Source organism: Streptomyces sp. NPDC028305, from assembly GCF_055569495.1.
Genome location: NZ_JBVHTN010000003.1, coordinates 130,774 through 153,204 on the forward strand (window position 1 = coordinate 130,774; position 22,431 = coordinate 153,204).

The 22,431-nt window shown below is 69.9% G+C and carries 22 protein-coding genes and 1 pseudogene; 13 read left to right on the forward strand and 10 right to left on the reverse strand.

The window, feature by feature from the left end:
* Positions 1-197: 197 nt before the first annotated feature.
* The 4 genes from ACZ4WQ_RS11975 to ACZ4WQ_RS11990 form a co-directional block, all read right to left on the reverse strand.
* Positions 198-1,613: a DHA2 family efflux MFS transporter permease subunit gene (locus tag ACZ4WQ_RS11975; protein WP_398372550.1), complete on the reverse strand. Its 1,416-nt coding sequence runs from the start codon at positions 1,611-1,613 to the stop codon at positions 198-200.
* Positions 1,614-1,728: 115 nt separating this feature from the next.
* A complete protein-coding gene (locus ACZ4WQ_RS11980; RefSeq protein ID WP_358843519.1) occupies positions 1,729-2,676 on the reverse strand; it encodes a 4Fe-4S domain-containing protein in 948 nt (315 codons plus the stop codon).
* Positions 2,673-3,431: a dienelactone hydrolase family protein gene (locus ACZ4WQ_RS11985; RefSeq protein ID WP_398372547.1), complete on the reverse strand. Its 759-nt coding sequence runs from the start codon at positions 3,429-3,431 to the stop codon at positions 2,673-2,675. The genes ACZ4WQ_RS11980 and ACZ4WQ_RS11985 overlap by 4 nt, the downstream gene beginning before the upstream one ends.
* Before the next feature lie 28 nt (positions 3,432-3,459).
* Entirely contained in the window at positions 3,460-4,419 is a 960-nt protein-coding gene (locus ACZ4WQ_RS11990) for a PDR/VanB family oxidoreductase (RefSeq protein ID WP_398372545.1), read from the reverse strand.
* Between the two features lie 406 nt (positions 4,420-4,825).
* Between ACZ4WQ_RS11990 and ACZ4WQ_RS11995 the strand changes: the two genes are divergently transcribed.
* Both ACZ4WQ_RS11995 and ACZ4WQ_RS12000 read left to right on the forward strand, forming a co-directional pair.
* Positions 4,826-5,254, forward strand: coding sequence for an SDR family NAD(P)-dependent oxidoreductase (locus ACZ4WQ_RS11995; protein ID WP_398372543.1), 429 nt, complete (start codon positions 4,826-4,828; stop codon positions 5,252-5,254).
* Positions 5,158-5,601: an SDR family NAD(P)-dependent oxidoreductase gene (locus ACZ4WQ_RS12000; protein ID WP_398372541.1), complete on the forward strand. Its 444-nt coding sequence runs from the start codon at positions 5,158-5,160 to the stop codon at positions 5,599-5,601. The genes ACZ4WQ_RS11995 and ACZ4WQ_RS12000 overlap by 97 nt, the downstream gene beginning before the upstream one ends.
* Positions 5,602-5,794: 193 nt before the next feature.
* On the opposite strand, the gene ACZ4WQ_RS12005 is transcribed toward ACZ4WQ_RS12000, so the two are convergent.
* Positions 5,795-7,009: an acyltransferase gene (locus tag ACZ4WQ_RS12005; protein WP_398372539.1), complete on the reverse strand. Its 1,215-nt coding sequence runs from the start codon at positions 7,007-7,009 to the stop codon at positions 5,795-5,797.
* Between the two features lie 557 nt (positions 7,010-7,566).
* Here ACZ4WQ_RS12005 and ACZ4WQ_RS12010 point away from each other — a divergent pair.
* On the forward strand, positions 7,567-8,568 hold the full coding sequence (locus ACZ4WQ_RS12010) for a hypothetical protein (RefSeq protein ID WP_398372999.1): 1,002 nt from the start codon (positions 7,567-7,569) through the stop codon (positions 8,566-8,568).
* Between the two features lie 697 nt (positions 8,569-9,265).
* Here the strand turns inward: ACZ4WQ_RS12010 and ACZ4WQ_RS12015 are convergent.
* Positions 9,266-9,664, reverse strand: coding sequence for a VOC family protein (locus ACZ4WQ_RS12015; RefSeq protein WP_358843528.1), 399 nt, complete (start codon positions 9,662-9,664; stop codon positions 9,266-9,268).
* Positions 9,665-9,678: 14 nt separating this feature from the next.
* Between ACZ4WQ_RS12015 and ACZ4WQ_RS12020 the strand changes: the two are divergent.
* A pseudogene (locus ACZ4WQ_RS12020) lies at positions 9,679-9,882 on the forward strand (hypothetical protein); the annotation flags it as partial.
* A 71-nt stretch (positions 9,883-9,953) separates the two neighbouring features.
* Here ACZ4WQ_RS12020 and ACZ4WQ_RS12025 read toward each other — a convergent pair.
* A complete protein-coding gene (locus tag ACZ4WQ_RS12025; protein ID WP_398372536.1) occupies positions 9,954-10,394 on the reverse strand; it encodes a MerR family transcriptional regulator in 441 nt (146 codons plus the stop codon).
* A gap of 39 nt (positions 10,395-10,433) precedes the next feature.
* On the opposite strand from ACZ4WQ_RS12025, the gene ACZ4WQ_RS12030 reads away from it, so the two are divergent.
* The gene (locus tag ACZ4WQ_RS12030) at positions 10,434-10,802 is read left to right on the forward strand and encodes a hypothetical protein (protein ID WP_398372534.1); all 369 of its coding nucleotides are present in this window, start codon (positions 10,434-10,436) and stop codon (positions 10,800-10,802) included.
* Between the two features lie 133 nt (positions 10,803-10,935).
* Here the strand turns inward: ACZ4WQ_RS12030 and ACZ4WQ_RS12035 are convergent, their stop codons facing one another.
* Positions 10,936-11,910 carry a LysR family transcriptional regulator gene (locus ACZ4WQ_RS12035; protein WP_385342794.1) on the reverse strand — a complete coding sequence of 325 codons (975 nt, stop codon included), beginning with the start codon at positions 11,908-11,910 and terminating at the stop codon, positions 10,936-10,938.
* 46 nt (positions 11,911-11,956) lie between these two features.
* Between ACZ4WQ_RS12035 and ACZ4WQ_RS12040 the strand changes: the two genes are divergently transcribed.
* Complete coding sequence (locus tag ACZ4WQ_RS12040) at positions 11,957-12,643, forward strand: LysE family translocator (RefSeq protein WP_398372532.1); 687 nt, start codon at positions 11,957-11,959, stop codon at positions 12,641-12,643.
* Positions 12,644-12,702: 59 nt separating this feature from the next.
* Here the strand turns inward: ACZ4WQ_RS12040 and ACZ4WQ_RS12045 are convergent, their stop codons facing one another.
* A complete protein-coding gene (locus tag ACZ4WQ_RS12045) occupies positions 12,703-12,942 on the reverse strand; it encodes a hypothetical protein (protein WP_398372530.1) in 240 nt (79 codons plus the stop codon).
* A 322-nt stretch (positions 12,943-13,264) separates the two neighbouring features.
* On the reverse strand, positions 13,265-14,308 hold the full coding sequence (locus ACZ4WQ_RS12050) for a LacI family DNA-binding transcriptional regulator (protein WP_385342799.1): 1,044 nt from the start codon (positions 14,306-14,308) through the stop codon (positions 13,265-13,267).
* Between the two features lie 267 nt (positions 14,309-14,575).
* On the opposite strand from ACZ4WQ_RS12050, the gene ACZ4WQ_RS12055 reads away from it, so the two are divergent.
* The 7 genes from ACZ4WQ_RS12055 to ACZ4WQ_RS12085 are packed head-to-tail and all read left to right on the forward strand — an operon-like array spanning position 14,576 to position 22,356.
* Positions 14,576-15,724, forward strand: a complete 1,149-nt coding sequence (locus ACZ4WQ_RS12055) for a Gfo/Idh/MocA family protein (RefSeq protein ID WP_361182048.1) — start codon at positions 14,576-14,578, stop codon at positions 15,722-15,724.
* Positions 15,721-16,644, forward strand: coding sequence for a DUF6807 domain-containing protein (locus ACZ4WQ_RS12060; RefSeq protein ID WP_311721469.1), 924 nt, complete (start codon positions 15,721-15,723; stop codon positions 16,642-16,644). Before ACZ4WQ_RS12055 ends, ACZ4WQ_RS12060 begins: the two co-directional genes overlap by 4 nt.
* On the forward strand, positions 16,638-18,038 hold the full coding sequence (locus ACZ4WQ_RS12065; RefSeq protein WP_398372526.1) for an ABC transporter substrate-binding protein: 1,401 nt from the start codon (positions 16,638-16,640) through the stop codon (positions 18,036-18,038). The genes ACZ4WQ_RS12060 and ACZ4WQ_RS12065 overlap by 7 nt, the downstream gene beginning before the upstream one ends.
* On the forward strand, positions 18,035-19,006 hold the full coding sequence (locus ACZ4WQ_RS12070; protein ID WP_311721466.1) for a carbohydrate ABC transporter permease: 972 nt from the start codon (positions 18,035-18,037) through the stop codon (positions 19,004-19,006). Before ACZ4WQ_RS12065 ends, ACZ4WQ_RS12070 begins: the two co-directional genes overlap by 4 nt.
* A complete protein-coding gene (locus ACZ4WQ_RS12075; RefSeq protein WP_311721465.1) occupies positions 19,003-19,839 on the forward strand; it encodes a carbohydrate ABC transporter permease in 837 nt (278 codons plus the stop codon). Before ACZ4WQ_RS12070 ends, ACZ4WQ_RS12075 begins: the two co-directional genes overlap by 4 nt.
* Before the next feature lie 8 nt (positions 19,840-19,847).
* Positions 19,848-20,501 (forward strand): hypothetical protein, encoded by a 654-nt coding sequence (locus tag ACZ4WQ_RS12080; protein ID WP_398372523.1) that lies wholly within the window; start codon positions 19,848-19,850, stop codon positions 20,499-20,501.
* A 58-nt stretch (positions 20,502-20,559) separates the two neighbouring features.
* Positions 20,560-22,356, forward strand: coding sequence for a glycoside hydrolase family 2 TIM barrel-domain containing protein (locus ACZ4WQ_RS12085; protein WP_468022186.1), 1,797 nt, complete (start codon positions 20,560-20,562; stop codon positions 22,354-22,356).
* Positions 22,357-22,431 lie beyond the last annotated feature (75 nt).

Here is a 22,431-nt window from a genome sequence, read left to right on the forward strand (position 1 = left end):
CCCGCAACAACGCCACCGGCGACCTATGGCTCTACCCCGGCAACAGCCAACGCGGCTACTCCAACCAAACACCCGTCAAAATCGGCAACGGCTGGTAGACACTTCGTCGCATCGTGCTGGGCACAGGCGGTCCCGGTAGGCCGAGGGTGACGCAGGTCCGCCAAGTCCGTCCGGCCCGGCATTCAGGCCCCTACCTGTCATGTGGCGTCAGGCATTCGCTGCGGATCTCCGATCCCGCGCAGTATGGCCGCGGCCGCGCCGGCGAGGAGCAGGACGAGGATGAGCGGCAGGTAGGCAGCCTGGGCGGACCTCGCCTGGAGGACCGCGCTCGTCGTGGCGCTCCCCAGGACCGCGCCCAGCTGGCGGGCGGTGAAGTAGGTGCCGGAAGCGGTGCCGCGCAACTCCGGTGGGACGGTGCGCAGGGCCGTGTTGTTCAGCGGGACCAGGGCGAGGCCCATGCCGAGGCCACACAGGAGCAGTCCGGGGACGCACTGCCATGCGGGTGCGTCGCGAAGGGTGCGCAGGGCGACGTGCGCCAGGCCGAGGGCCATGCCCAACAGGCCGGACAGCACCAGATACTTGGCGTTCACGCGGTCGGAGAGACGGCCGATGAAGGGGCCCATCGTGGCGGCGATGAGCGCCATGGGCGCGGTGAGGAGCCCGGCCTGTGTGGGTGTGAGGCCGAGGGTGGTCTGGAGGTGGAGGACGAGCGGCAGGAACATGCCGGTCATGGAGAAGCCGAGGGCCGCCGTGATCAGAGCGCTGACCGAGAAATTGCGGTCCCGGAAGAGACGCAGGGGCAGCAGCGGATCGTCACGGGTGAAGCGCTGTGACAGGACGAAGGCGCCGAGCAGGACCACACCGGCGACGATGACCTGGGGCACGGTAACCGGGCCGACGAGCGCGCCCCAGTCGTAGGACCTGCCGTTCTGCACGCCGAACACGATCAGCGTCAGGCCCGCGGCGGAGAGCAGGATGCCGAGCGGATCGATGCGGCGGGCGTGACCGGGTCGCCAGTCGGGAAGCACCCGCAGGCTCATCACCAGGGTGCCGGTGCCGAGGAGGACATTCAGGTAGAAGATCCACTCCCATCCGAGGCGGTCCACCAGGAGACCGCCCAGCAGGGGGCCGGCGACCGTGGCCAGTCCGGAGGTGGCGCCCAGCATGCCCATCGCACGGCCCCGTTCGCCGTCCGGGAACAGGTGGGTGATGAGGGTGAGTGTCTGAGGGGTGAGCAGTGCGGCGCCCAGCCCCTCGATCGCCCGCGCCGCGATCAGCACCTGGATGTTCGGCGCCGTCGCCGCTCCCAGGCACGCCACGCTGAACAGCGCGAGCCCGGCGACGAACAGCCGCTTGGGTCCGTGCCGGTCGGCGAGCCGGCTGGTGAAGAGCATCGGGACGGCATAGGTCAGGAGGTAGACGCTGGTGACCCAGACGACCGCGTTGAGACCGGCATGCAGGTCGCGGACCATGGCCGGGACCGCCACCGACACGATGGACGTGTCGACGACAATCATGAAAAGACCCAGGCAGAGCGCGGTGAGCGCCGCCCGGGCGCTGTGCGTGGGCGAGGTCCGGCGGGAGGCGGGTTTCGGTGCTTCGGTGTTCGTCATGGCTCACTTCGGCCGGTTTCGGCAGGGCTGCTGGGGACGCGTGCGGGCAGGCCGGGCCACGGGCCCGGGGCTGGGGTTCGCCCCGGGCCCGTGGAGTTCGGGGTCCGCGGTCAGGTCAGTAGCGGACCTTGCCGTAGTCGACTTCCTGTTCGGGGTAGCTCTCGGCGCGCCGGCCCAAGTCCCGCATCCGCGCCCGCATCTCTTCGGGCGGGAGGTGGTGGAACGATCCGTGGCCGGGCAGCACCCACTCGAAGGTGAAGGCGTCGGCTCCATGGGTGACGGACGCGGCCAGCGTCTTGATCGAGTCGTAGACGACGCTGTCGGCGACCTCGAGATCCTGCTCGGAGTGGGACCAGAAGAACGCGTCGCCGGTGAAGCAGAACCTGTCGTCGGCCACGAACACCGTGCTGCCCGCCGTGTGGCCAGGGAAGGGGTGGGCGATGACGCCCGGCCCGATCTCCACCGGGTCCTGGCCCCGGATGACCGAATCGGCGTCGGGGCGTGAGTGCAGGTCGCCCTCGTGGATCCACAGGCGCGCGCCGAACGCGTCGGCGTATTTCCGGCCGTGTGCGACGTGGTCGAGGTGGGTGAGCAGCACGTCGGTGATCTCGCCGACCGCTCGCGAGTAGCGCCGGGCGAGCGCGGGACGCCAGCGCGGGGTGTCGATCATCATGGCGGTGCCGTCGGGGCGGCGCAGCAGGTACGAGGTGGCGCCGTAGGTCTGCGGGGAGGCGTATCCGCACAGCAGCACGATGCCGTCCTCGTCGAGGGGCATCGGGTAGGGGTCGGAGTCCTCGCCCCACTGGTCCTGCGGCGGGTGCACGGACCGGGTCGGGCAGGCGTACGCGGCCTGGTACATCTGCCGCACCTCCTCCTCCGTCTCCGGCTGGCGTACGACGGAGGACACGCCGCCGTAGTTGCCGCCCTCCGCGTAGGTGATCATTCCGGGGGCGTACTGGCGGGCGATGTTGCAGTTCAGGCAGCGGTCATCGACGTACCAGCCGTCTCGGGGCCGGGCGTCGGTCTGCGTCGGGGTGTCGGTCTCGGTCTCGGTGGTGCTCATGACTCTGCTTTCTCGGTGTGGGGGGTGCTCAGATGGGTGGCGAAGAAGGTCTCGATGCGCTGCCAGGCGTCGGCGGCGGCTTCCGGGTCGGGGCCCATGCCCATCACCCGGAACAGGGGGCGCAGCGGGCGGGGGCCGACCTCGGCGTCGTTGAGGAAGGAGTGGCCGGCCTGCGGATACTCGTGGACGTCGTGCACGACACCGAGCCGGTCGAGGCTGGTGCGCAGCCGGGCGGCCGCGCCCTGGAGGGCACGGTCGCGCCCTCCGTAGCTGGCGACGACGGGGCAGGCGCCGGCGAGGGCGTCCAGGTCCTTGGGGAGCATCCCGTAGTTGGCGGAGGCGGCCTGGAAGCCACCGCGCCCGGCCGTCATCAGAGCGAAGGAGCCGCCCATGCAGAACCCGATGACGCCGACCGCGCCGGTGCAGTCGGACAGGGCCGCCAGGTAGGCGCGGGCGGCTTCGATGTCCTGGTAGGCGCGCCCGGTGCCGGACAGCGCCGCGCGCATGGTGGGGACCAGGCAGCGCCGTACGCCGCCCTGCGTGAACAGGTCCGGCATCAGAGCGAGGTATCCGGCCCGAGCCAGGCGCTCTACCTGACGGAGCATCACGTCGTCGACGCCGAGTGCCTCGTGGACGACGACCACTCCTGGCCGGGGGCCCGGGCCGGTGGGGCGAGCGAGGTGCCCGTTCAGCCGTCGGGAACCTCCGGCCGGGGCGCTGAGGTGGCACAAGTCGACGTGTTCGACAGGGGGCATGGACTTCTCCGGATCTCCGGGGACGGGGTCACAGGTCGAGGACGAGACGCGGGCCCCGGGCGCGGGAGACGCAGATCATCATCGTCTCGCCGGCCGCCCGGTCCTCGGGGCTCAGGACGGAGTCCCGGTGGTCCGGTTCGCCTTCCAGCACCTCCGTCTCACAGGTGCCGCAGATACCGTCGGTGCACGAGAACGGAGCATCGATCCCCGCCGCCCGCACGGCCGACAACACGGTGTGTTCCGGGGGCACCTGGACGGTGACGCCGGACTCGGCGCAGACGACTTCGAAGGCGGTACCGGCACCCTGTGCCTCCCGCTCCTTCGCCGTGAACCGCTCCATCTGAAGCGCCCCGGTGGGCCAGGCGCGGCAATGCTCCTCGATGGCGGCGAGCAGGGGCTCTGGCCCGCAGCAGTACACGAGGGTGTCCCCGTCGGGCTCGCCGAGGTGGGCATCGAGGTCGAGGAGCCCGTACTCGTCCTGCGGCCGGAGTGACACCTTCTGGCTGTACGAGGCGAGTTGGCTGGTGAACGCCATCGAGGCGCGGCTTCGTCCGCCGTACAGCAGATGCCACGGCGTGCCCGCCGCCTCCACCGCGGCGACCATCGGCAGCAGCGGCGTGATGCCGATGCCGCCGGCCACGAACAAGTACCGACGTGCCGGGCGCAGCGGGAAGTTGTTCCGGGGACCGCGTACCTCGACCCGGTCTCCGGGATGGAGTTTGTCGTGCACGCAGGCCGAACCGCCCCGGCTGTCCGGGGTGCGCAGCACGGCGATGCGCCAGGCCGTGCCGTCGGCAGGGTCGCCGCACAGGGAGTAGGTACGGGTGAGGCCATTGCCGAGCAGCAGCTCGACATGTGCTCCCGGCTGCCAGTCCGGCAACACCTCGCCCTCGGGGTGGCGAAGTGTCAGGGAGATTGTCTCATCGGCTGCTAGGGCCCTTTCCGCGACGACGAGGGACTGCTCGTACGAAGTGGGGGGTGCGCTCAAGGAGGAAGCCCGCTTTCACAGAACTCTGTGCGTCACGGGTCGTCGGCAACAGGAACCGAGGCACGGACGTGACGCAGAACGGTCAGGTCTCGGAGCGTGCGACGGAAGGCAAGGCGACGGACGACGTTTCCAATCTGGACCCTAACGCACACAGGGCCCACGGGTTGCCGAATCGTTATCCTCCAGGGGCGTGCGAGCAGCACGTTCCAGCCGCGCCTTCCCGCCCCACCCCTGTTACTCGGCTCGGTAGAGGGAGGCAATGTCCGTGGCGACGCGGGCGAGTTCCTCGCGAAGTTCCGGCGGTGAGACGACTTCGACATGCGGACCCTGGGACCCCCACAACCTGCTCCGCTTCAACAAGAACATCACCCCCGCCGTCTGAACACCCCGATCTAAGGCCATCAGCATGACCTCCAGCACCTCGTCCCCTTCCCCTCGCATCGCCCTCGTCACCGGAGCCAACAAGGGTGTCGGCCGCACCATCGCCCAGCAGCTCGCCGAACTCGGCATGACTGTCTGGCTCGGTGCGCGGGACCCGGAGCGCGGCAAGCAAGCCGAAAGCGAACTGCGCGACCTCGGTCTCGACGTCCGCTTCATCCGGCTCGACGTCACCGACGAGGCGACCGTCGCTCTCGCCGCCGAGCACATCGGGCGCGAGAGCGGCCGACTCGACGTGCCCGTCAACACGCCGGAATCAGCCGCCCTTGGGACCTGCCCAGCGAGACAGCGGTCGAGGACGTGCAGGACACCTTCGATACCAACGTGTTCGGATACATCAGGGTCACCAACGCCATGCTCCCGCTGCTGCGCCGTTCCGACGCGGGGCGCATCGTGAACATCAGCAGCGTGATCGGTTCCCTGACCGCCGCGGCCGAGAACCACGACCCCACCGGGGCCTTCCCCGACGGCCAGTTCCCTGTGATCCTCAGTCACAGCATGTCGAAGGCAGCGGTGAACTCGCTCACCGTGATGTACGCCAACGAACTGCCTGCCGAAGGCATCCTCGTCAACGCGGTCTCCCCGAACTGGGTCCCGACCGACGCCAACGGCCACTCCGGGATCCTCACCCCGGAACAGGGCGCCCGTATGCCGGTGCGGATGGCCGCCTTGTCCGACGGGGGACCCACGGGAACGTTCACCTGCTCCGATGCCACTGGTGACGGGCTGACCCTGCCCTGGTGACCCGCGCCCTCCTGTGCCGCGGCCTCCAGCGGGCGGCAGCACAGGAAGGCAGCAGCCCGCCGACCGGTTCTGGTTCGCCATCATGTGCGGACTGATACCCCGGCGCCACTGGCGCGAGATCTACCCTGTCACAATCGAACGCGGGCACCAGCGTCTCTATCCCACCCCGACCAGCACTTCCGAGGCGGAGAGCCTATACCCAACTGCTTTCGGTTCCTGAAGGTTTGGGCTTGTGGCGCATCCCGAACAGGAAACGCGTCACCCGCATCCTGCGCACTGCGCACTCGTACACCGCGAGGATCACCGCCAGTGAACCGGCCACGATGCCTGCATACTTGACCGCGGACGGCACGGACCATCCCACCACTGCGTAAGCGAAGGCGACCACGACGGGTTGGTGCAGTACGTACAGCGGAAGCGCGGCGACGGTGAGATACCCCCACACCGGCTTGCTCCCGTCCGCGGCCTGCCTGCCCTCGCGAGGTTCACGGGGCCGGTCCAGCAGGCCGAGGATCGCCACCACCAAGCACCATCCCGCCACCCCGAACAACGCCCGGGTGAACATCGCGAACCCACTCCGCGCGGTGAACGGATCGCCCTCCGCCAGAAAGCCGGGCGCGGTCCCGGCGAACAGGACGAGCCCGAGCACGCCGACCGGTACGGCCAGGCGGCGTATGACGGCGCGGATCCGCTCGTCGCCGGCCCATGCGTAGCCACAGAGGAAGAACACCAGGTACGCCCAGCGGTTCCAGCCCGCGTAGTCCTCCTCCATACCTGCCAGCGCATTGAGCAGGGCGAGCGGCAGCGCGGGCAGCAGGAGCAGGACGGGCCAGCGGGTCACCGCGGATCCCGCATGCTCGCCGCCGTCTTGCACCGCCGCCGCGACGGGTGCCAGGAGCAGGCAGAAGGCGAGGAGGAGGACGACGAACCACAGATGGCCGGTCTCGAAGTAGCGGCCGCTGAGGACGAAGGGGAAGTCATCGGGGTCCGGGTGGACGGTCAGGAAGCGCGGCCAGAAGTGCCAGTACGACTCGTGGTAGCCGGGGTCGGCGGCCCGCTGCCGCAGCCACTGCGGCAGCGGGTTGAGGGCGAGCGTCGCGAAGACGAGCGGGATACCCAGGCGCAGCAGGCGCTCGCGGGCGAACCCAGCCCGGCCACGGCGGCGGATCGAGTGCCAGGCGCCGAGGCCGGCGACAAGGAACAGCATGGGCATGGCCCACACCACGCCGAACCCGGCCAGGACGGTGACGGCGCCGGTCGTCTGCGCGTTCTTGACGTAGAAGTCGTCGTCCGGGGAGAAGACGAGGGCGGCGTGGAAGAAGACCAGGCCCAGCACAACGAGGGCACGCAGCGCGTCCAGTTCACCGCGCCGGGCAGCAGCCGTCGACCGCTCGGCCTCCGGGCCCATACGGCCCCTCCCTCCATGCCCCGCCCCAGTGTGGCGGAGCGCATCCACGGAGGACAGGGCTCCGCCGGAAGGAGACAGCACGGCCCCTGCCCTCGATCTGAAGGTGCTTCTGCCCTACGGCCGAACCGGGCCGATCCGCCAACTTCCCGAAGAGCCAGCGTGCCGAGGACCATGGCGAGACCCGCGTCTCCGCCGGGACTTGCGCTGCTGCGGACCGCGAAACCGCCGGCGTCTACAGCCCCGAAGGGCTGCAGGTGCGGAGAGGGCTGAGGTCTCGCGCGGCCATCCGCTTGCCGCCGACCGCTCTCACCTAGACCGGAACCGCGCCTCTCGATAGTCATACGACGCATTGACCCCACAGCGCCATCGCGGTTGCATGCTTGTGGCCCTCCGGTGGGGAGCCGGGGAGAAGGGCCATGTCCTGTCTTGGGGGGAAAATGAGGGGAAACGCGAATCGGAGCGCCACCAGACGTGTGCGGGCCGCCTTAGGCGCCACGGCCGTGGTCTGCGCGGTGACGACGGTGCTGCCGGGAGCCGCTTCGGCTGAGCCCTTGACCGTGCCGGGCGTCGCGGGCGCCAGCGGAGCCGGGGTCGAGCGGATCAGTGTCGCGACCGACGGCACCCAGGGCGACGGCGACTCCGCCGGCGCCACGATCACGGCCGACGGCCGGCGTATCGCCTTCTCGTCGTTGGCGAAGAATCTCACACCCGCCAATCCAGTGACATGGGAAAGGGTGTTCGTCCGCGACCAGCGGACGAGCCAGACCACGCTGATGAGCAGCATCACCCCAACGAATCAGGGCCCGGTGATCAGCGGTGACGGGCAATACGTCGCCTTTTGGGGGCTGTTGCAAAGAGACACGAAGTCCTTCCTGTCCCAGGTGAGCTCGGGAAGCACGATCGGCATCAACTGCCCCGGCCTCAGCTGCAGCCAGCCGTCGCTGAGCGCGGACGGCCGCTACGTCGCCCAGGTCGCCACCTTCAACCGACCGCCGTCCCGGCAGCGCATCGAGGTGCGGGATTGGCGCACCGACACCACGGAGACCGTCGCCGAGTTCGACCACACCGTCTCGGCCCGGCCGTCCATCAGCGGCGACGGCCGTTTTGTCGCCTACCAGGACGGCCAGGCGGAGGACGTCTTCGTGTGGGACCGGACCGACGACACCTCCTCCGGCCCGATCGAGGGCCCGTCCAAGGCGGCGACACTCGTCCAGCTCAGCAAGGACGGCAGCAAGGTCGTCTACCTCTCGGGCTCCGACACCTACGTCCACGACGAGAGCTCGGGCACCGACCAACTGGTGCCGAACGTGCGGGGCGTGGCCATCGATCCCACCGGCCGCTATCTGCTGTACGCCCCACACGACACGAACGGACCGTCGCTCACGCTGCGCGACCTGGAGACGGGCACCGACGAGATCGTCTCGAACCAGCTCGCCTCGGCCGGGACCGACGCGGTCAGCGCCGGTGGGCGCGACGTGGTCTTCCATTCCACGGCCGACGACATCGTGCCCGGCGACACCAACGGCAAGTCGGACGTTTTCATCCGCCGCTTCTACTGATCGGCCCTCCGGGAGTATCCGAACGGAAGTCAGCGGCAGCCGCTGACCGGATCATGGTCCGGCTGTAGCCGCAAGGGCGTTGACGCGACTCTCGTACTCGCGGCGGGCCTTGCGCTGGGCCGGGATCACGGTGGCCCCCGGGGCGCCGTCGTCGAGTGCGGCCCGCTCGGCGACGGCGGGGCGGCGACCGCCGGCAGCCTTACGTGAGGCCGGTTCGAGGGGCTGAGCCTATGCTCGTCGTCCCAGTCGCCAAGCCGGGCCAGGAACCTTGCGGATGCCGAAGCGACTGCCCCTGTTGCCAGAACTCGGTTACACCGGGGCCTGAGTCTCCTGCTTGACGCGTTCCGCGTCAGTGCCGGGTGCCAGGCCGACGGCCGCCGTGGGCTCGCTCACCCTGCTCGTGGGCATCGACGTGTGACCGGAGACGGACGTCGGTCCAGCGATCTCGACTTTCTGCCCGGGGCCCGTGTCGTAGCGTGCCGTGCAGCCGTTGAAGGTCGGCGGCGAGTCGCGCGGGGCCGTACTTGGTCTGCCGCCGCAATGCCTCCACCAGGTCAGCGATGTCCTCGGGGGTGCGGGCGGGGCTGGTGGCGGTGCGTTCCGATATCCCCTGCTGGTGGCGCTCCTGGACTCGGCGGCCGCGTTCACCGGGAGCCCTGGGATCTCAGGGCTCCCGCGTGAGCGGCTGTGCATGGCGTCAGCGTGCGAACTTTTCGATGGCCGCCGGGGTGACCGGCGTGAAGAAGTTGACCAGGTTGCCGTCGGGGTCGCGGAACAGCAGCGACCGGTTCCCCCAGGGCATCGTGGTGGGCTCGGTGACGAAGTCGGTCACGAAGCCGGTCAGGTTCTGGCGAACGCGGTCCACGTCGTCGACGAGGAACTCGGTGATCACGCTGTGGTTGTCCGCCGGACGGGCGGAGCCCGGGGCGAACAGCGGGACGGTGCGGGTGCCGGCGATCGCGAGGGTGGCGCCCGCGGTCCTGAGTTCGGCGAAGTCCTCGGTGGCCCATGTCGCCCGCACCCCTGTGGCTCGCTCGTAGAACTCGACAAGGCGCGCTACGTCGCTGGTGATGATGCGGATCGAGACGAAGTCCATGGGAATCTCCTTGGCTGTGCTGGAGGCGTGCGCGTCGCAGGCTAGGAGAAATAGCGGACAGAATCGGTCCTGAATTCGCGTGGGGCCGCGAACGACCAGCTGATCGACCTGGACGTGCCCGTGGAATCGGTGCGCGGCGCTACGGCGGGTACCGGCTCGCCCCCGGGTACCGCTTGCCTCCGCTCATGCTCAGCGACGTACGAGGCGCTGGTGTTCTGAGTCGTGCCTTTGTCCGTTCCTTCGCGTTGTCTGATCGCAGACTGCGGCTGATACGCGTTGCCCCACGTCGTCAGTGGGGGTGGGCCTCGTGAAGGGGTGCTCCGGCAAGGCGGGCGCCGAGGACGCCGGCGAAGTTGGGACAACTGTGGATGTCGTCGTGTGGACAGGCCAATGCGTGGGCGATGGCGGTGCGCGCCGTTTGGGCTTGGGCGATATGTTCGTCGAGCTCGGCAAGCTTGCGCTGGTGGAGTTCTCGCCAGGCGCTGGGGTCATCGGAGCGAGGGGCGACGAGCGCCTTGGTCTCGCGCAGCGTGAAACCGACGTCTCGTAGGAGCAGGATCAGTCCGACCAGTCCCACTGCCGAAGCCGGGTACCGCCGTTGGCCCGAGACCCGGGCCGGGATGGGAACCAGGCCCAGTTCTTCCCAGTAGCGCAACGCCGAGGTAGCGACCCCAGTGATCCTGGCCAGCTCACCGATCGTCAACTGCTTCATAGGCTGCTTGTCCACCATGTTGACTTCAAGGGTACTTGAAGCTGTTGGCTCGCGCCCATGACATCGACCTCGCTCAAGCAGCGCGTGACCACCAGAATCCTGCGCCAGTTCGGCCGTCCGCACGGTGTGCCCGGACGGCTGGTCGGATGGGTCATGGCACACCCCGTGAACTCGCTCGGGTTCTGGCCCAACCCCACGCAACAGCTCAGCGAGCTGCGCGGTCTGCTCCGCCCGGGCGGACGCATCGCGCTCGCCAGCCAGCCCCGCTGCGCCGGGGCCACCGCTGACACCACCGCCCGAGCCGGCCGGGAACTTCACGATCGGCTCACCCAGGCAGGCTTCACTCAAGCCCGCATGGAAACCCTCCCTCTAGCCCCACCAGTCGCCTGTGTCCTCGCCACCAACCCGGCAGAGGAGCAGCCCTGACCACAACAAGGGACAGACGGATGAACCGCAGCCCGCAGCCTCCAGGTGAAGTGCCGACCACCCCCGGCCTCCGGCTACGGCGGGGGCCGGCCGACCATCGACCAGGCGGTGGCGATTCAGGACCAGGGGCTTTTCAGGCTCCGTGCGGTGAGTCCGATGAGCGTTGTTCTTCTTGCAGGGGAGCCTCCCAGGTGGCGGTGATGTCGCGGGCGACATCACGTAGGAGGTCGATCAGCATGTCTGCGAGTGGTGTGAGGCTGGCGTCGGTTCTGGTCAGGGCGTAGAGCTGGCGGTAGGGCCTGGGGTGGGCCAGTTCGCGATGGGTGGTGCCGGGCGCATGGGTCAGGGCCAGGCGCGATACCAGAGCCACAGCGCTGCCTGTGCCGACGAGGGCCTGGACAACGTCGTAGGACTCGGTCTCGAACCGCACCGTGGGAGTGAAGCCGGCCTCGCGGGCAGCGTCGTGGAACTGTTCGCGTGCGGCGTGGCCGGCCAGGATGGAAACCCACGATTCGTCGCGCAGTTGTTTCAGGCGCAGTTCGGTGTCCGCGGGCTGCCCGGTGGCCAGTGGGTGGTCGTCGGGGAGAACCACGACCATCGGGTCCAGCAGGAGCGGGTGGGCGCGTAGGTGCGGGGGCGGCGCGAGCGGTGTGCCCCAGGACGCGACGATGGCGAGGTCCAGGCGCCCTGCGCTGATCTCGTTCGCTCCCCGTCCGGACACCACGTCCACGACGGAGACGTCGGCGTCCGGATGGCGGTGCCGCAGGGCCGTCAGAGCGGGTGGCAGCAGGTGCAGGGCAGCCGCCTGGAACGTTCCGATCCGCAGCCGTAGGGAGAGGTGACCGAGCAGTGCGGCCAGTTGCGCCTCGGCCTTGTCCGACGTCTCCTCCACGGTTCGACCGTGGGAGGCGAGCAGCGCACCGGCCGCGGTGAGCGTTGCTCCGCGCGGACCACGGATGACCAGGGGCACCTGCCAGTCGCGCTCGGCCTTGACCACCTGCTGTGTGACCGCCGCGGGCGTGAGCTGGAGGGCGTGAGCCGCCGCCGTCAAGGAGCCGTGCCGCTCGATCAACGCGAGAAGCCGGAGCTGTCCCGGGTCCACCACCATTCACTCATCCTAACGCTGCACCCTTCTCTTTTAACTTCTCTTATAAGTGCGGGAGAGGAAGCCTGGTGGTGCACCCATCGACCCCGATCCCTGGAAGGGTTCTTTCCCCATGCCTACGCATGTGCCCATTTTCATCGCCACCACATTGCTGCTGGCGATGCTGCCAGGCGCGAGTACAGCCATGATGATCCGGCAGGTTCTGGAAGGCGGGCAACGCACAGTCCGAGGCACGCTCGCGGGCAACGCCACCGGCTTCCTGCTGTGGTCCACGGCCGCCGCGGCCGGGCTGTCCGCTGTCCTGCTGGCCAGCCCGCGTGCGTACGCGGTGCTCCGGATCGCAGGCGGCGTCGTGCTGATGATCCTCGGGGTGAACACGCTGCGGACCGCGCTCACCACCGCATCCCCCCGTCCGGCCCGCGAGGGCGGGCGCCGCACCGGCTTCGCGGGCGGATACCTCACCGGCCTGAGCACCAACCTCGGCAACCCGAAGGCCGGCGTGTTCGCCGTCTCGGTGCTGCCCCAATTCGTGACGGCGAAGGGCCCGGTGTTCCTGTCGACCGTCGCCCTGGGAGCTCTGTGGGCGCTCGTCAGTGCCTCTTGGTACCTGCTTCTCACCTGGGCCGTCGGCCGAGGGCGCGCCTTGGTATCGCGGCCGACGGTCCTGCGGGGGCTCAGTGTGACGACCGGCGTGGTCCTGCTTGGGCTGGGCGCCGCGGTGGCAGCGGGTGTCTGAGGGCCGGGCCGGCACTTCTTCCAGCAGCCGACCGCGCGGGCCATCTGTCGCCATCTTCCTCAGTTGTTGAGCAGCCGCCATGTGGTGAGGGCGAGCCCGGCTCGTATCAAGCCAGTGGGCTCGGTGAGTTCGATGTTCAGGGTCTTACCGATCCGTTCGAGCCGGCGGGCAACGCAGTCGTGTCCTGCCTCAGCGGCGGGATACGTGTCTGCTTCCGCCCGGAACAACCGGATGAGAAAGAGGAGGAGATCAGGCTGGCGGCGGGAACGGCGGTCATTGTCCCGCGCGGGCGATGGCACCGCATCACATTGGACGGCCCCAGCGACATCATGTCCGTCACCCTTCCACGCGGCAGTCGCCTGGAGAAGCGGAGCCAAGCCTAGCCGGGCCCGTCACACACACAGAGCCCTTTGCCCGAGCAAGATCAAACTGAGCCGCGCGGGGATGGGGATGCGCCGCTCCGCAGCTACGGTGCCGCCCACCGCGAGGTCATGTCGTCGGTCGAGCACCGCAGCATGAAGGGCTTCCGCAAACCGGCGGCACATGACCGTCACCAGGAGCGGCTGAGCGCTCGCGCGCCCGAGGGGACCGTCCTTCATCCGACGGTCCCCTCGGCGCGGATCAGGGAAAGAGCTGTTGGCGCCCGCCGTTCGTGGACTCCCGGGCGTGCAGCCAGTGCGGAGCCGTGTGCACCTCGAACGGCAGGGGTTCGTCCGAGCGGATGCGGGCCGCCAGGCACTTCACGGCCAGCGAGGCGATGGCGGTCTTGTCGGGGACCACGGACGTGAGGGACGGCGTGCTGTAGAGCGCCTCGTCGGTGCCGTCGATGCTGGCCACGGCGACATCGTCCGGGATGGTCAACCCCGCTTCGAACAGGGCGCGTTGGGCACCGACGGCCAGCAGGTCGCTGAAGCAGAAGACCGCGTCGGGGCGTACGCCGGCCGGCAGGGCGGCCAGGGCGCGCATCGCCAGCAGGCCATTGCGCCGGTCGAACTCCTTGATGGCGGGGGCGAGCCGGGGGTCGTAGATCACCCCGGCTTCGTGCAGGGCGAGCTGGAAGCCCTCCAGGCGCTGACGACTGGTCGCCGACGCCTGCTGGTCCACACCGATGGCGGCGATCCGCGTACGGCCGAGGGCGGCCAGGTGCGCGGTGGCGTCGCGTGCCGCCGCGACGTTGTCGATCAGGACGTGGTCGGCCCCCACCTGGTCGCGCGCGTAGCTGCGCTCCCCGAGCAGGACCAGCGGGAACTCATTGGCCACGGCGGCGAGTTCGTCGGGCGAGACACCCAGGGGCGACAGGATCACACCGTCCAGCAGGGACGCGCCGACGCCGGTCGCCAGGCGCAGTTCCTCCGTCGCGTCGCCCAGCGTCTCCTCGATCAGGACGGTCAGGCCCAGGTGCGCGGCCTCGGCCCGTACGTGCTGGGCGAGTTCGGCGAAGTACGGTGTGGCCAGATCCGGGACGGCGAGGCCGATCAGGCCGCTGTGCCCGGTGCGCAGGCGGCGGGCCGATGGGTTGGGCCGGTAGCCGAGCTCGTGCACGGCCTTCAGTACGCGCTTCCGCGTGGCCTCGGATACGCGGGGAGCATTGCGTACAACGTTGGACACGGTCTTGATCGAAACCCCCGCCCGCTCCGCCACGTCCTTGAGTGTCACCGCGGCCACTGGCCAACCTCCTCACCTGTGCTTCTCCGCATTATGCATGGGCTGCGGCGGACTGTCAGCTCCGGGGCAGCTCGGAATCCCGTTCCGGACGAGGGGTTGACCGTGGCGAGATATCGCGGTTACAACGTTGGAACCGATCGATAGCAAGCGATTGCCACCGAGGGCGTCACGCGGGCAGCCGCCGACCGCTGTCCGTCGGACGGGTCCGGGCTGCCCGCCCGTGCCCACGGCGCCGACGCTCACCGCACATCCCATCAGGGGGTCCGCATGTCTTCGCACCGCTCCACCACCCCACTGCGCACAGCCGTGGTCGGCACCGGGGGCATCGCGCGCTCCAGCCACCTGCCCGCGCTGCGGGCGCTCGCCGACGCGGGCGAGGTGGAGATCGTCGCCGCCGTCGACGTCGACATGGACGCGGTGCGCGCGTTCGCGGCCGGCGCCGGGATCCCGCACGCCTCGACGGACCTCGACGCGACGCTGGCCGAACTGCGTCCCGATCTCGTGGTGTTGTGCACACCGCCCGCTGTCCACCGCGACCAGGCGGTGACCGCGCTGAAGGCGGGCGCCTGGGTGTGGTGCGAGAAGCCGCCGTGCCCGTCCCTCGCCGACTTCGATGCCATCGAGACCGCCGAGAAGCCCGGGGACGCGGGACCGTACGCCGCCATCGTCTTCCAGCACCGGTTCGGCTCCGGCGCGCGCCATGTGCGGCGGCTGCTGCGGGAGGGGGCGTTCGGCCGCCCGCTCGTCGCCCACTGCCAGACCACCTGGTACCGGGACGCCGCCTACTACTCCGTTCCGTGGCGGGGACGGTGGGCGACCGAGGGCGGCGGGCCCGCCATGGGACACGGCATCCACCAGACCGATCTGCTCCTGGACCTGATGGGGCCCTGGAGCGAGGTGCGGGGGATGGCGTCACGGCTCGTGCACGACGTGGAGACCGAGGACGTGTCGACGGCGCAGGTGCGGTTCGCGAGCGGCGCCGTGGCCACCGTGGTCAACAGTGTGCTGAGCCCCGACGAGGTGAGCCGGATCCGTATCGACTGCGAGCTCGCCACGATCGAACTGACCCACCTCTACGGCTACCGCAACGCGGACTGGCGCATCACCCCGGCTCCCGGTGTCCCCGAGGAGACCGTGGCCGCCTGGCGCGACTTCGGCACGGACGAGCCCAGCTCGCACCTGGCCCAGCTCCGCGCCCTGGTGGCCGACATCAGGGCGGGACGCCGCCACGCGACCAGCGGCGCGGGTGGCCGGCAGACGCTCGAGTTCATCACCGCCCTGTACAAGTCCGCGTTCACCGACGCCCCGGTGCGCGCGGGGGAGATCGGCCCCGGCGACCCCTACTACACCGAGCTGCACGGCGGCGCCCAGGGCTGGGCGCCGGACACCGCCCGCAAGGAAGAGGCCCACGCATGACGCTCGCACTGACCCACGCCCACGGCGACCGCATCACTGTGGCCCACGAGGCGACCGGCACCGAACTGTTCGCCTATGTGTACCGCCCCGAAGCCGCGTGGGAGTCCCCCAAGCCGTATCTGCACCCGGTCCGGACCCTCTCCGGCGGACTCGTCACCGACTACCGCCCCAACGACCACCGCTGGCACAAGGGGCTCCAGCTGACGGCCTCCCATCTGTCGGGCCAGAACCTGTGGGGCGGGAACACCTATGTCCACGGCGAGGGGTATGTCGCGCTGCCGGAGCGGATCGGCTCGATGGCACACGCCGCCTTCGAGGAGGTCGCCGCCGAGGACGGCCGGGCTGTGATCGCCGAGCGCCTGACCTGGCATCCGTACGACGGTGAGCTGTGGGCCGAGGAGGAGCGCCGCATCGAGGTGAGCGATGTCGATCCGCGCGCCGGCAGCTGGTCGTTGACGTGGACCTCGGCGGTCACCAACCGCCGTACCGAACCGCTGCGTTTCGGCAGCCCCACCACCCACGGCCGCCCGGCGGCCGGATACACCGGCCTGTTCTGGCGGGGCCCGCGCGCCTTCCGCGACGGCCACGTCTTCACCGCCGAGGCGGACGGCGGCGACCTCATGGGCAGCCAGGCGCCCTGGCTGGCGTACGTCGGTGAGCACGACGGGCGCGACGGCCACGCCACGGTCGTCTTCGAGCACGCCCCGGCCAACGACCACGCGGGCGACAAGGGGACGCACCCTGCGCACTGGTTCGTGCGCAGCGACCCGTTCGCCGCGGTCGCGCCGTCCTGGGCGTTCCACGAGGAGCTCGTCCTCGCCCCCGGCGACACCCTCTCCCGCGGCTACCGCGTGACCGTCGCCGACGGCGCCTGGGACCGCGAGCAGGTCACCGCTCACCTGGACAGGCACACATGGTGAGCGCGACGTACGACGGCTTTCCCGCGGCGGTCGGCGTGTCCCGGCTGCGCGTCTACGACTGGCCCACCGTCAACTGCGGCCGGCTCCCACACCCGAGCCGCCGGGCCGTCCTGGCCGTTGCCGCCGTCGGCCTCGGCACCGCCCTGACCGGCACGCTCTCCGCGTGCTCCGCCGCGAGCGGCGACACGTCCGGCATCACCCTCCGGTTCTCCTGGTGGGGCAACGACGACCGTGCCGCGCGCACCGAGAAGGCGGTCCGCCTCTTCGAGAAGGAACACCCCGGTGTCACCGTGCGCACATCGAACAGCGACTTCGGCTCCTATCTCCAGAAGCTGGCCACGCAGGCCGCCGGCGGCGGGGTACCCGACGTGGTGCAGCTCGACTACCGGCAGATCTCCCAGTACGCGGGCGGCAAGGCGATCATGCCGCTGGACGGTGCCATCAAGGGCCGGACGATCCGCACCTCCGACATGGACCAGGACTTCCTGCGCACCGGCACCTACAAGGGCAGGCAGTTCGCCCTGCCCATGGGGCGTGGCATCACCGGATACGCCTACGACTCCGCCGTCTACAAAAAGGCCGGTATCCCCACGCCCCGGCCCAGCTGGACCTGGCAGGACTGGGCAGAGGCCAACAAGAAGATCGCCGCCCTGGGGCTGAAGTCCCCCGACGGACGCCCCTACACGGGCTCCAACGACGGCGGCGACAACGAGGACGTCTTCGAGACCTGGCTGCGCAGCCGCGGCAAGAATCTCTACGCGGACCAGACGGAACTCGGCTTCAACGAGGACGACCTGACCGCCTTCTGGTCGTTCCGCGACCGGCTCCGCAGGGAGGGAGCCATCGCCCAGGCCCGGGACACCGTGCAGGCCGGGAGCACCGAGACCAGCCCCATCGGCCGCCGTCTCGCGGCCGCCGACTTCACCTGGGACGCGCCGTTCCCCGGATACACGGCCCTGCTCGGCGAGGACATCCACTTCGCACCCGTGCCCACGACCGACGGGCGGCAGGGCGCGTACTTCAAGCCGAGCATGCTCCTCGGCATCGGCGCGAACAGCAAGCACCCCCAGGAGGCGGCCCAGCTGATCGACTTCCTCCTCAACGACCCACGGGCCGGCGACATCCTCGGCTTCTCCCGGTCCACCCCGCCCAACCGCAAGATCGCCGCCCGCGTCGCCAAGGCGCTCGAGGGACCGGAGCGGGAGATCTACGACTACGCGCAGACGATGGAGAAGTACGGCCTGGATGCCCCGCCGACCGCACCGCCGCCCGGCGACCTCGCGATCCAGACGGCGCTCAATCGGGGCTACCAGCGCGTGATGTACGGCATGGCCACACCGCGGCAGGCGGCACGTGAATTCATCGACGAGGCGAACCGGGAGCTGGAGTCATGAGCACGGTCTCGACGACGAGGGCGCCCGAACGCACCGCCCGTACGACGCGGCCGAGCCCGCGGAAGAGCAAGCGGCGCCAGGTGCGGGAACGGCAGTGGCCCGCCTATGTGTTCCTCTCCCCATGGATGATCGGCGCGGTCGTGCTGACCCTCGTGCCGATGGCCGTGTCCCTGTACCTGTCGTTCACGGACTACAACCTGTTCGACCCGCCGCACTGGGTGGGGCTGCGCAACTACCGGGAGATGCTGACCGAGGACCCCCGCTACTGGCGGTCGGTCGGCACCACGATGCTGTACGTCGTCGTGGCCGTCCCGCTGAAGCTGGGCCTCGCCCTCGGTGTGGCGATGCTGCTGAGGAACCTCAGCCGGGGCCGGGGCTTCTACCGCTCCGCGTTCTACGCGCCGTCCCTGCTCGGCGCGAGCATGTCCATCGCCCTGGTGTGGAAGGCGCTGTTCAACGACGGCGGCACCGTCGCAGACGTCCTGGACTCGGTCGGCATCCACACCGGCGGCTGGGTCGGCGACCCCGATCTCGCGGTGTACGTGATCGTCCTGCTGACGGTGTGGCAGTTCGGCGCGCCCATGGTGATCTTCCTGGCGGGCCTCCAGCAGATCTCGCCCGACCTCTACGAGGCCGCGGCGCTCGACGGCGCCGGCCGCTGGCGGCAGTTCGTGTCCATCACCGTGCCGATGCTGTCCCCGGTCGTCTTCTTCAACCTGGTCCTGGAGGTCATCAACTCCTTCCAGGTCTTCACCCCGGCCTTCGCCATCAGCGGCGGCGACGGCGGCCCCGCCGACTCCACGATGTTCTACACGCTGTACCTGTACGAGCGCGGCTTCACGGCCTCGCATATGGGATACGCGGCGGCGATGGCCTGGCTGCTGCTGATCGCCATCGGCGCGATCACCCTGATCCTGTTCCGGACCTCCCGGTCCTGGGTCTTCTACGCGGACGAGGAGGGCCGATGAACATCGCCACGAAGCGGTGGCTGCCGCATACGGTCTCGGCCGTCGCGCTGCTCGTCCTGCTGTATCCGCTGGCCTGGCTGCTGGCCACCTCGCTGAAGCCGGCCGACGAGGTGATGACGAGCCTCGACCTGTGGCCCAGCCACCTGGAGTGGTCGAACTACACGACCGCCCTGGACGGGGTCTCGGGCGTCACGGTCACCCAGCTGCTCGGCAACACCCTGCTGATCGCGGGGGGCGCCGTCCTCGGCAACGTCCTGTCCTGCTCGCTGGCCGCCTACGCCTTCGCCCGGCTGCGCTTCCGCATGAGCAAGGTGATGTTCGCCTTCATGGTGGCGACGCTGATGCTGCCGCACCACGTCGTACTGATCCCGCAGTACATCATCTTCAACCGGCTCGGCCTGGTGGACAGTTACTGGCCGCTGATTTTGCCGAAGTTCCTGGCCACCGAGGCGTTCTTCGTCTTCCTCATCGTCCAGTTCATGCGCGGCCTGCCGCGTGAGCTGGAGGAGTCCGCGCGGATCGACGGCTGCGGTCCCTTCCGTACGTACTGGTCGATCACCCTGCCGCTGGCCCGGCCCGCGCTGATCACCACGGCCATCTTCACGTTCATCTGGACGTGGAACGACTTCTTCACGCAGATGATCTATCTCTTCGCGCCGGAGAAGTACACCATCACCCTCGCCCTGAGCAGCTTCGTCGACCAGTCCAGCACCTCCGCGTACGGGCCCATGTTCGCCATGTCGGTGATCTCGGTGCTGCCGATCGTGCTGTTCTTCTTCGTCTTCCAGCGCTACCTGGTGCAGGGCATGGCCACGTCCGGACTGAAGGGGTGAGGCACACCATGGCCGACACACGGCACACCATGGCCCACGCACCGATCGCGCCGGGGCGCGAGCGCCGGGAACCCGGAGAGGTCTTCGGCTCCGGCTTCACCCTCTTCGCCGACATGCTGCTCATCGGCCTGCTCACCAGCCTCGCCTGCCTGCCGGTCGTCACGGCCCCGGCCGCGTTCGCCGCGGCGTCCGCGACGCTCCGGGGGGCCGCGGGCAACGGCGTGCAGGTCAGGGCCGGTACGTACGGCGCACACCTCCGTGCCCACCTGTCCGCGCGGTCGGCGGCCCTCGGTCTGGTGCCGCCACTGCTCGCGGTGGTCGTCCTGATCGATGCCGCGCTGATGCGTGCCGCGCTGCCCGGAGCGGCCGTCATGGCGCCCGCCCTCGCGCTGCTCGTCCTGGGCGCCGCGGTCGTGGCGCTACGGGCGGCCTCGCTGGAGGCACCGCACGTCCTGTCCGCACGCGAAGCGCTGCTCCGCTCGGCCGCGAACCCGCGCGGCAGCCTTCTGCTGGCCGGTGCAGTGATCCTCAGCGGGCTCCTGGCCTGGTCGATTCCGCTGCTGATCCCGCTGCTGCCGGGCCCACTGGCGTTCGCCGCCACGGTCGTGGACCTCCGCTCCCCCGCGGACGCCCAGGAGCCCGTGAACGCCCAGGAGAACTGAACGGCAGCGCGGCACCCTCCCATCCCCCACCCACGCACCACACCACCGGAGTTCACGCATGCCCCACCCGCACCTGGACGCCGCAGGCCATCCGAGGCCGCAGCTGATCCGCGATCCCGACTGGCGCGACCTCGGCGGTCCCTGGCAGTTCGCCCACGATGACGAGGACCGCGGTCGCGCCGACCGCTGGATGGACCCGGCGAACTCCGCACCGTTCACCGGCACCGTCACCGTGCCCTACCCGCCCGAGTCCGCGGCCTCGGGCGTGGCGGACACCGCCTTCCACCCCGTGCTCTGGTACCGGCGCACGATCGACGTGTCCCGGCCGACCGCCGGGCGGCGGCTCCTGCTGCACTTCGGTGCGGTCGACCACCGGGCCGAGGTCTGGCTGGGCGGCCGCCTGGTGGGACGGCACGAGGGCGGGCACACCGGCTTCACCTGCGATCTGACCGACGCCATCGACCGGGACGGCGAGCAGACCGTCGTCGTTCGCGCCGAGGACCAGCCGCTCGACGCCGCACAGCCCCGCGGCAAGCAGGACTGGCGCCGGGATCCGCATGTCATCTGGTACCACTGCACCTCCGGGATCTGGCAGCCGGTGTGGCTGGAAGAGGTCCCGGCCGAGCACATCGCGCTCCTGCACTGGACCCCCGAGGTCGCCCACGCCCGCGTCCGCTGCCGGCTGCGGCTCGGCCACTGGCCGCAGCGCCCGCTCACCGTGACGGTCCGCCTCACGCGAGGTGAGCGGGTGCTCGCCGAGCAGCGGACGCTGATCGAGGGCCAGGAGACGGAGTTCGATGTCGCGGTGCCCGCCCTGCGCCACGGGCAGGATCTCGACGAGCTGCTCTGGAGTCCGGAGCGGCCGCAACTCATCGACGCCGTGGTGGAGTTGCGCGACGCGGCCGAGGACACACCGGTCGACCGTGCGACGTCCTACCTCGGCCTGCGCGACATCGGCTGGGACGACGGCGTCTTCCTCCTCAACCACAAGCCGTACTTCCTCCGGTTCGCGCTCCAGCAGGGCTACTGGCCCGCATCGCATCTGTCGGCCTCGGCCGAGGAATTGCGCCGCGACGTCGAACTGGCCAAGGAGATCGGCCTCAACGGGCTGCGTATCCACCAGAAGGTCGAGGACCCGCGCTTCCTGTACTGGGCCGACCGGCTCGGGCTGCTGCTGTGGGAGGAGATGCCGTCGGCGTACGCCTTCGGCGCACAGACCGTCGAGCGCGTGGTCGCCGAGTGGACCGAAGCCATCTCCCGCGACCTCAGCCACCCCTCGATCGTCGCCTGGGTCCCGATCAACGAGTCCTGGTCCGTGCCGAACCCGGCGCTCGTCCCCGCGCAGCGCCACTTCATGGACGCCCTGTACCACCTGTCCAAGGCCCTGGACCCGTCCCGCCCCGCCGTCTCCAACGACGGCTGGGAGATCTCCGCCGCCGATATCTGGGGCGTCCACGACTACACCCAGCACGGGGACGTACTGCGCAGGCGCTACGGCCACGCCTCGCTGCGGCAGGGCGAGCTCGCCGAGCAGTGGCCCGGCGCCAAACGGCTGACCCTGGACGGCGTCCGCCACCAAGGGCAGCCCGTCGTCCTCAGCGAGTTCGGCGGCGCGACCTTCGAGCCGGCCGAGGGCGCCGAGTGGTTCGGCTACGACACCGTGGCCACGAAGGAGGAGTTCGCGGAACGCCTCGCCGACCTGGTGACCGCCGCGGTGGACTCCGGGCTCGCGGGCTACTGCTACACCCAGTTCACCGACACGGAACAAGAGATCAACGGCCTGCTCACACCGGACCGCCAACCGAAGATTCCCCTGGCCGAACTGCGCGAAATTCTCACCCGAACCCGCACATAGCGCGTCTCGCCATCTGATTCCGCAGAGGAGAAACCGCAATGGCGCCATCCGAGTACGGGCACAGTCGTCGCCGAG

What these genes read in the sequence shown, in the direction of transcription:
- ACZ4WQ_RS12030 (WP_398372534.1), top strand. Translation starts at nt 10,434, where the DNA reads ATGACATCGACCTCGCTCAAGCAGCGCGTGACCACCAGAATCCTGCGC.
- ACZ4WQ_RS12055 (WP_361182048.1), top strand. Translation starts at nt 14,576, where the DNA reads ATGTCTTCGCACCGCTCCACCACCCCACTGCGCACAGCCGTGGTCGGC.
- ACZ4WQ_RS12015 (WP_358843528.1), bottom strand. Translation starts at nt 9,664, where the DNA reads ATGGACTTCGTCTCGATCCGCATCATCACCAGCGACGTAGCGCGCCTT.
- ACZ4WQ_RS12070 (WP_311721466.1), top strand. Translation starts at nt 18,035, where the DNA reads ATGAGCACGGTCTCGACGACGAGGGCGCCCGAACGCACCGCCCGTACG.
- ACZ4WQ_RS12005 (WP_398372539.1), bottom strand. Translation starts at nt 7,009, where the DNA reads ATGGGCCCGGAGGCCGAGCGGTCGACGGCTGCTGCCCGGCGCGGTGAA.
- ACZ4WQ_RS12035 (WP_385342794.1), bottom strand. Translation starts at nt 11,910, where the DNA reads ATGGTGGTGGACCCGGGACAGCTCCGGCTTCTCGCGTTGATCGAGCGG.
- ACZ4WQ_RS12085 (WP_468022186.1), top strand. Translation starts at nt 20,560, where the DNA reads ATGCCCCACCCGCACCTGGACGCCGCAGGCCATCCGAGGCCGCAGCTG.
- ACZ4WQ_RS12065 (WP_398372526.1), top strand. Translation starts at nt 16,638, where the DNA reads ATGGTGAGCGCGACGTACGACGGCTTTCCCGCGGCGGTCGGCGTGTCC.
- ACZ4WQ_RS12060 (WP_311721469.1), top strand. Translation starts at nt 15,721, where the DNA reads ATGACGCTCGCACTGACCCACGCCCACGGCGACCGCATCACTGTGGCC.
- ACZ4WQ_RS12025 (WP_398372536.1), bottom strand. Translation starts at nt 10,394, where the DNA reads ATGGTGGACAAGCAGCCTATGAAGCAGTTGACGATCGGTGAGCTGGCC.
- ACZ4WQ_RS12080 (WP_398372523.1), top strand. Translation starts at nt 19,848, where the DNA reads ATGGCCGACACACGGCACACCATGGCCCACGCACCGATCGCGCCGGGG.
- ACZ4WQ_RS11995 (WP_398372543.1), top strand. Translation starts at nt 4,826, where the DNA reads ATGACCTCCAGCACCTCGTCCCCTTCCCCTCGCATCGCCCTCGTCACC.
- ACZ4WQ_RS11980 (WP_358843519.1), bottom strand. Translation starts at nt 2,676, where the DNA reads ATGAGCACCACCGAGACCGAGACCGACACCCCGACGCAGACCGACGCC.
- ACZ4WQ_RS11975 (WP_398372550.1), bottom strand. Translation starts at nt 1,613, where the DNA reads ATGACGAACACCGAAGCACCGAAACCCGCCTCCCGCCGGACCTCGCCC.
- ACZ4WQ_RS12075 (WP_311721465.1), top strand. Translation starts at nt 19,003, where the DNA reads ATGAACATCGCCACGAAGCGGTGGCTGCCGCATACGGTCTCGGCCGTC.
- ACZ4WQ_RS11985 (WP_398372547.1), bottom strand. Translation starts at nt 3,431, where the DNA reads ATGCCCCCTGTCGAACACGTCGACTTGTGCCACCTCAGCGCCCCGGCC.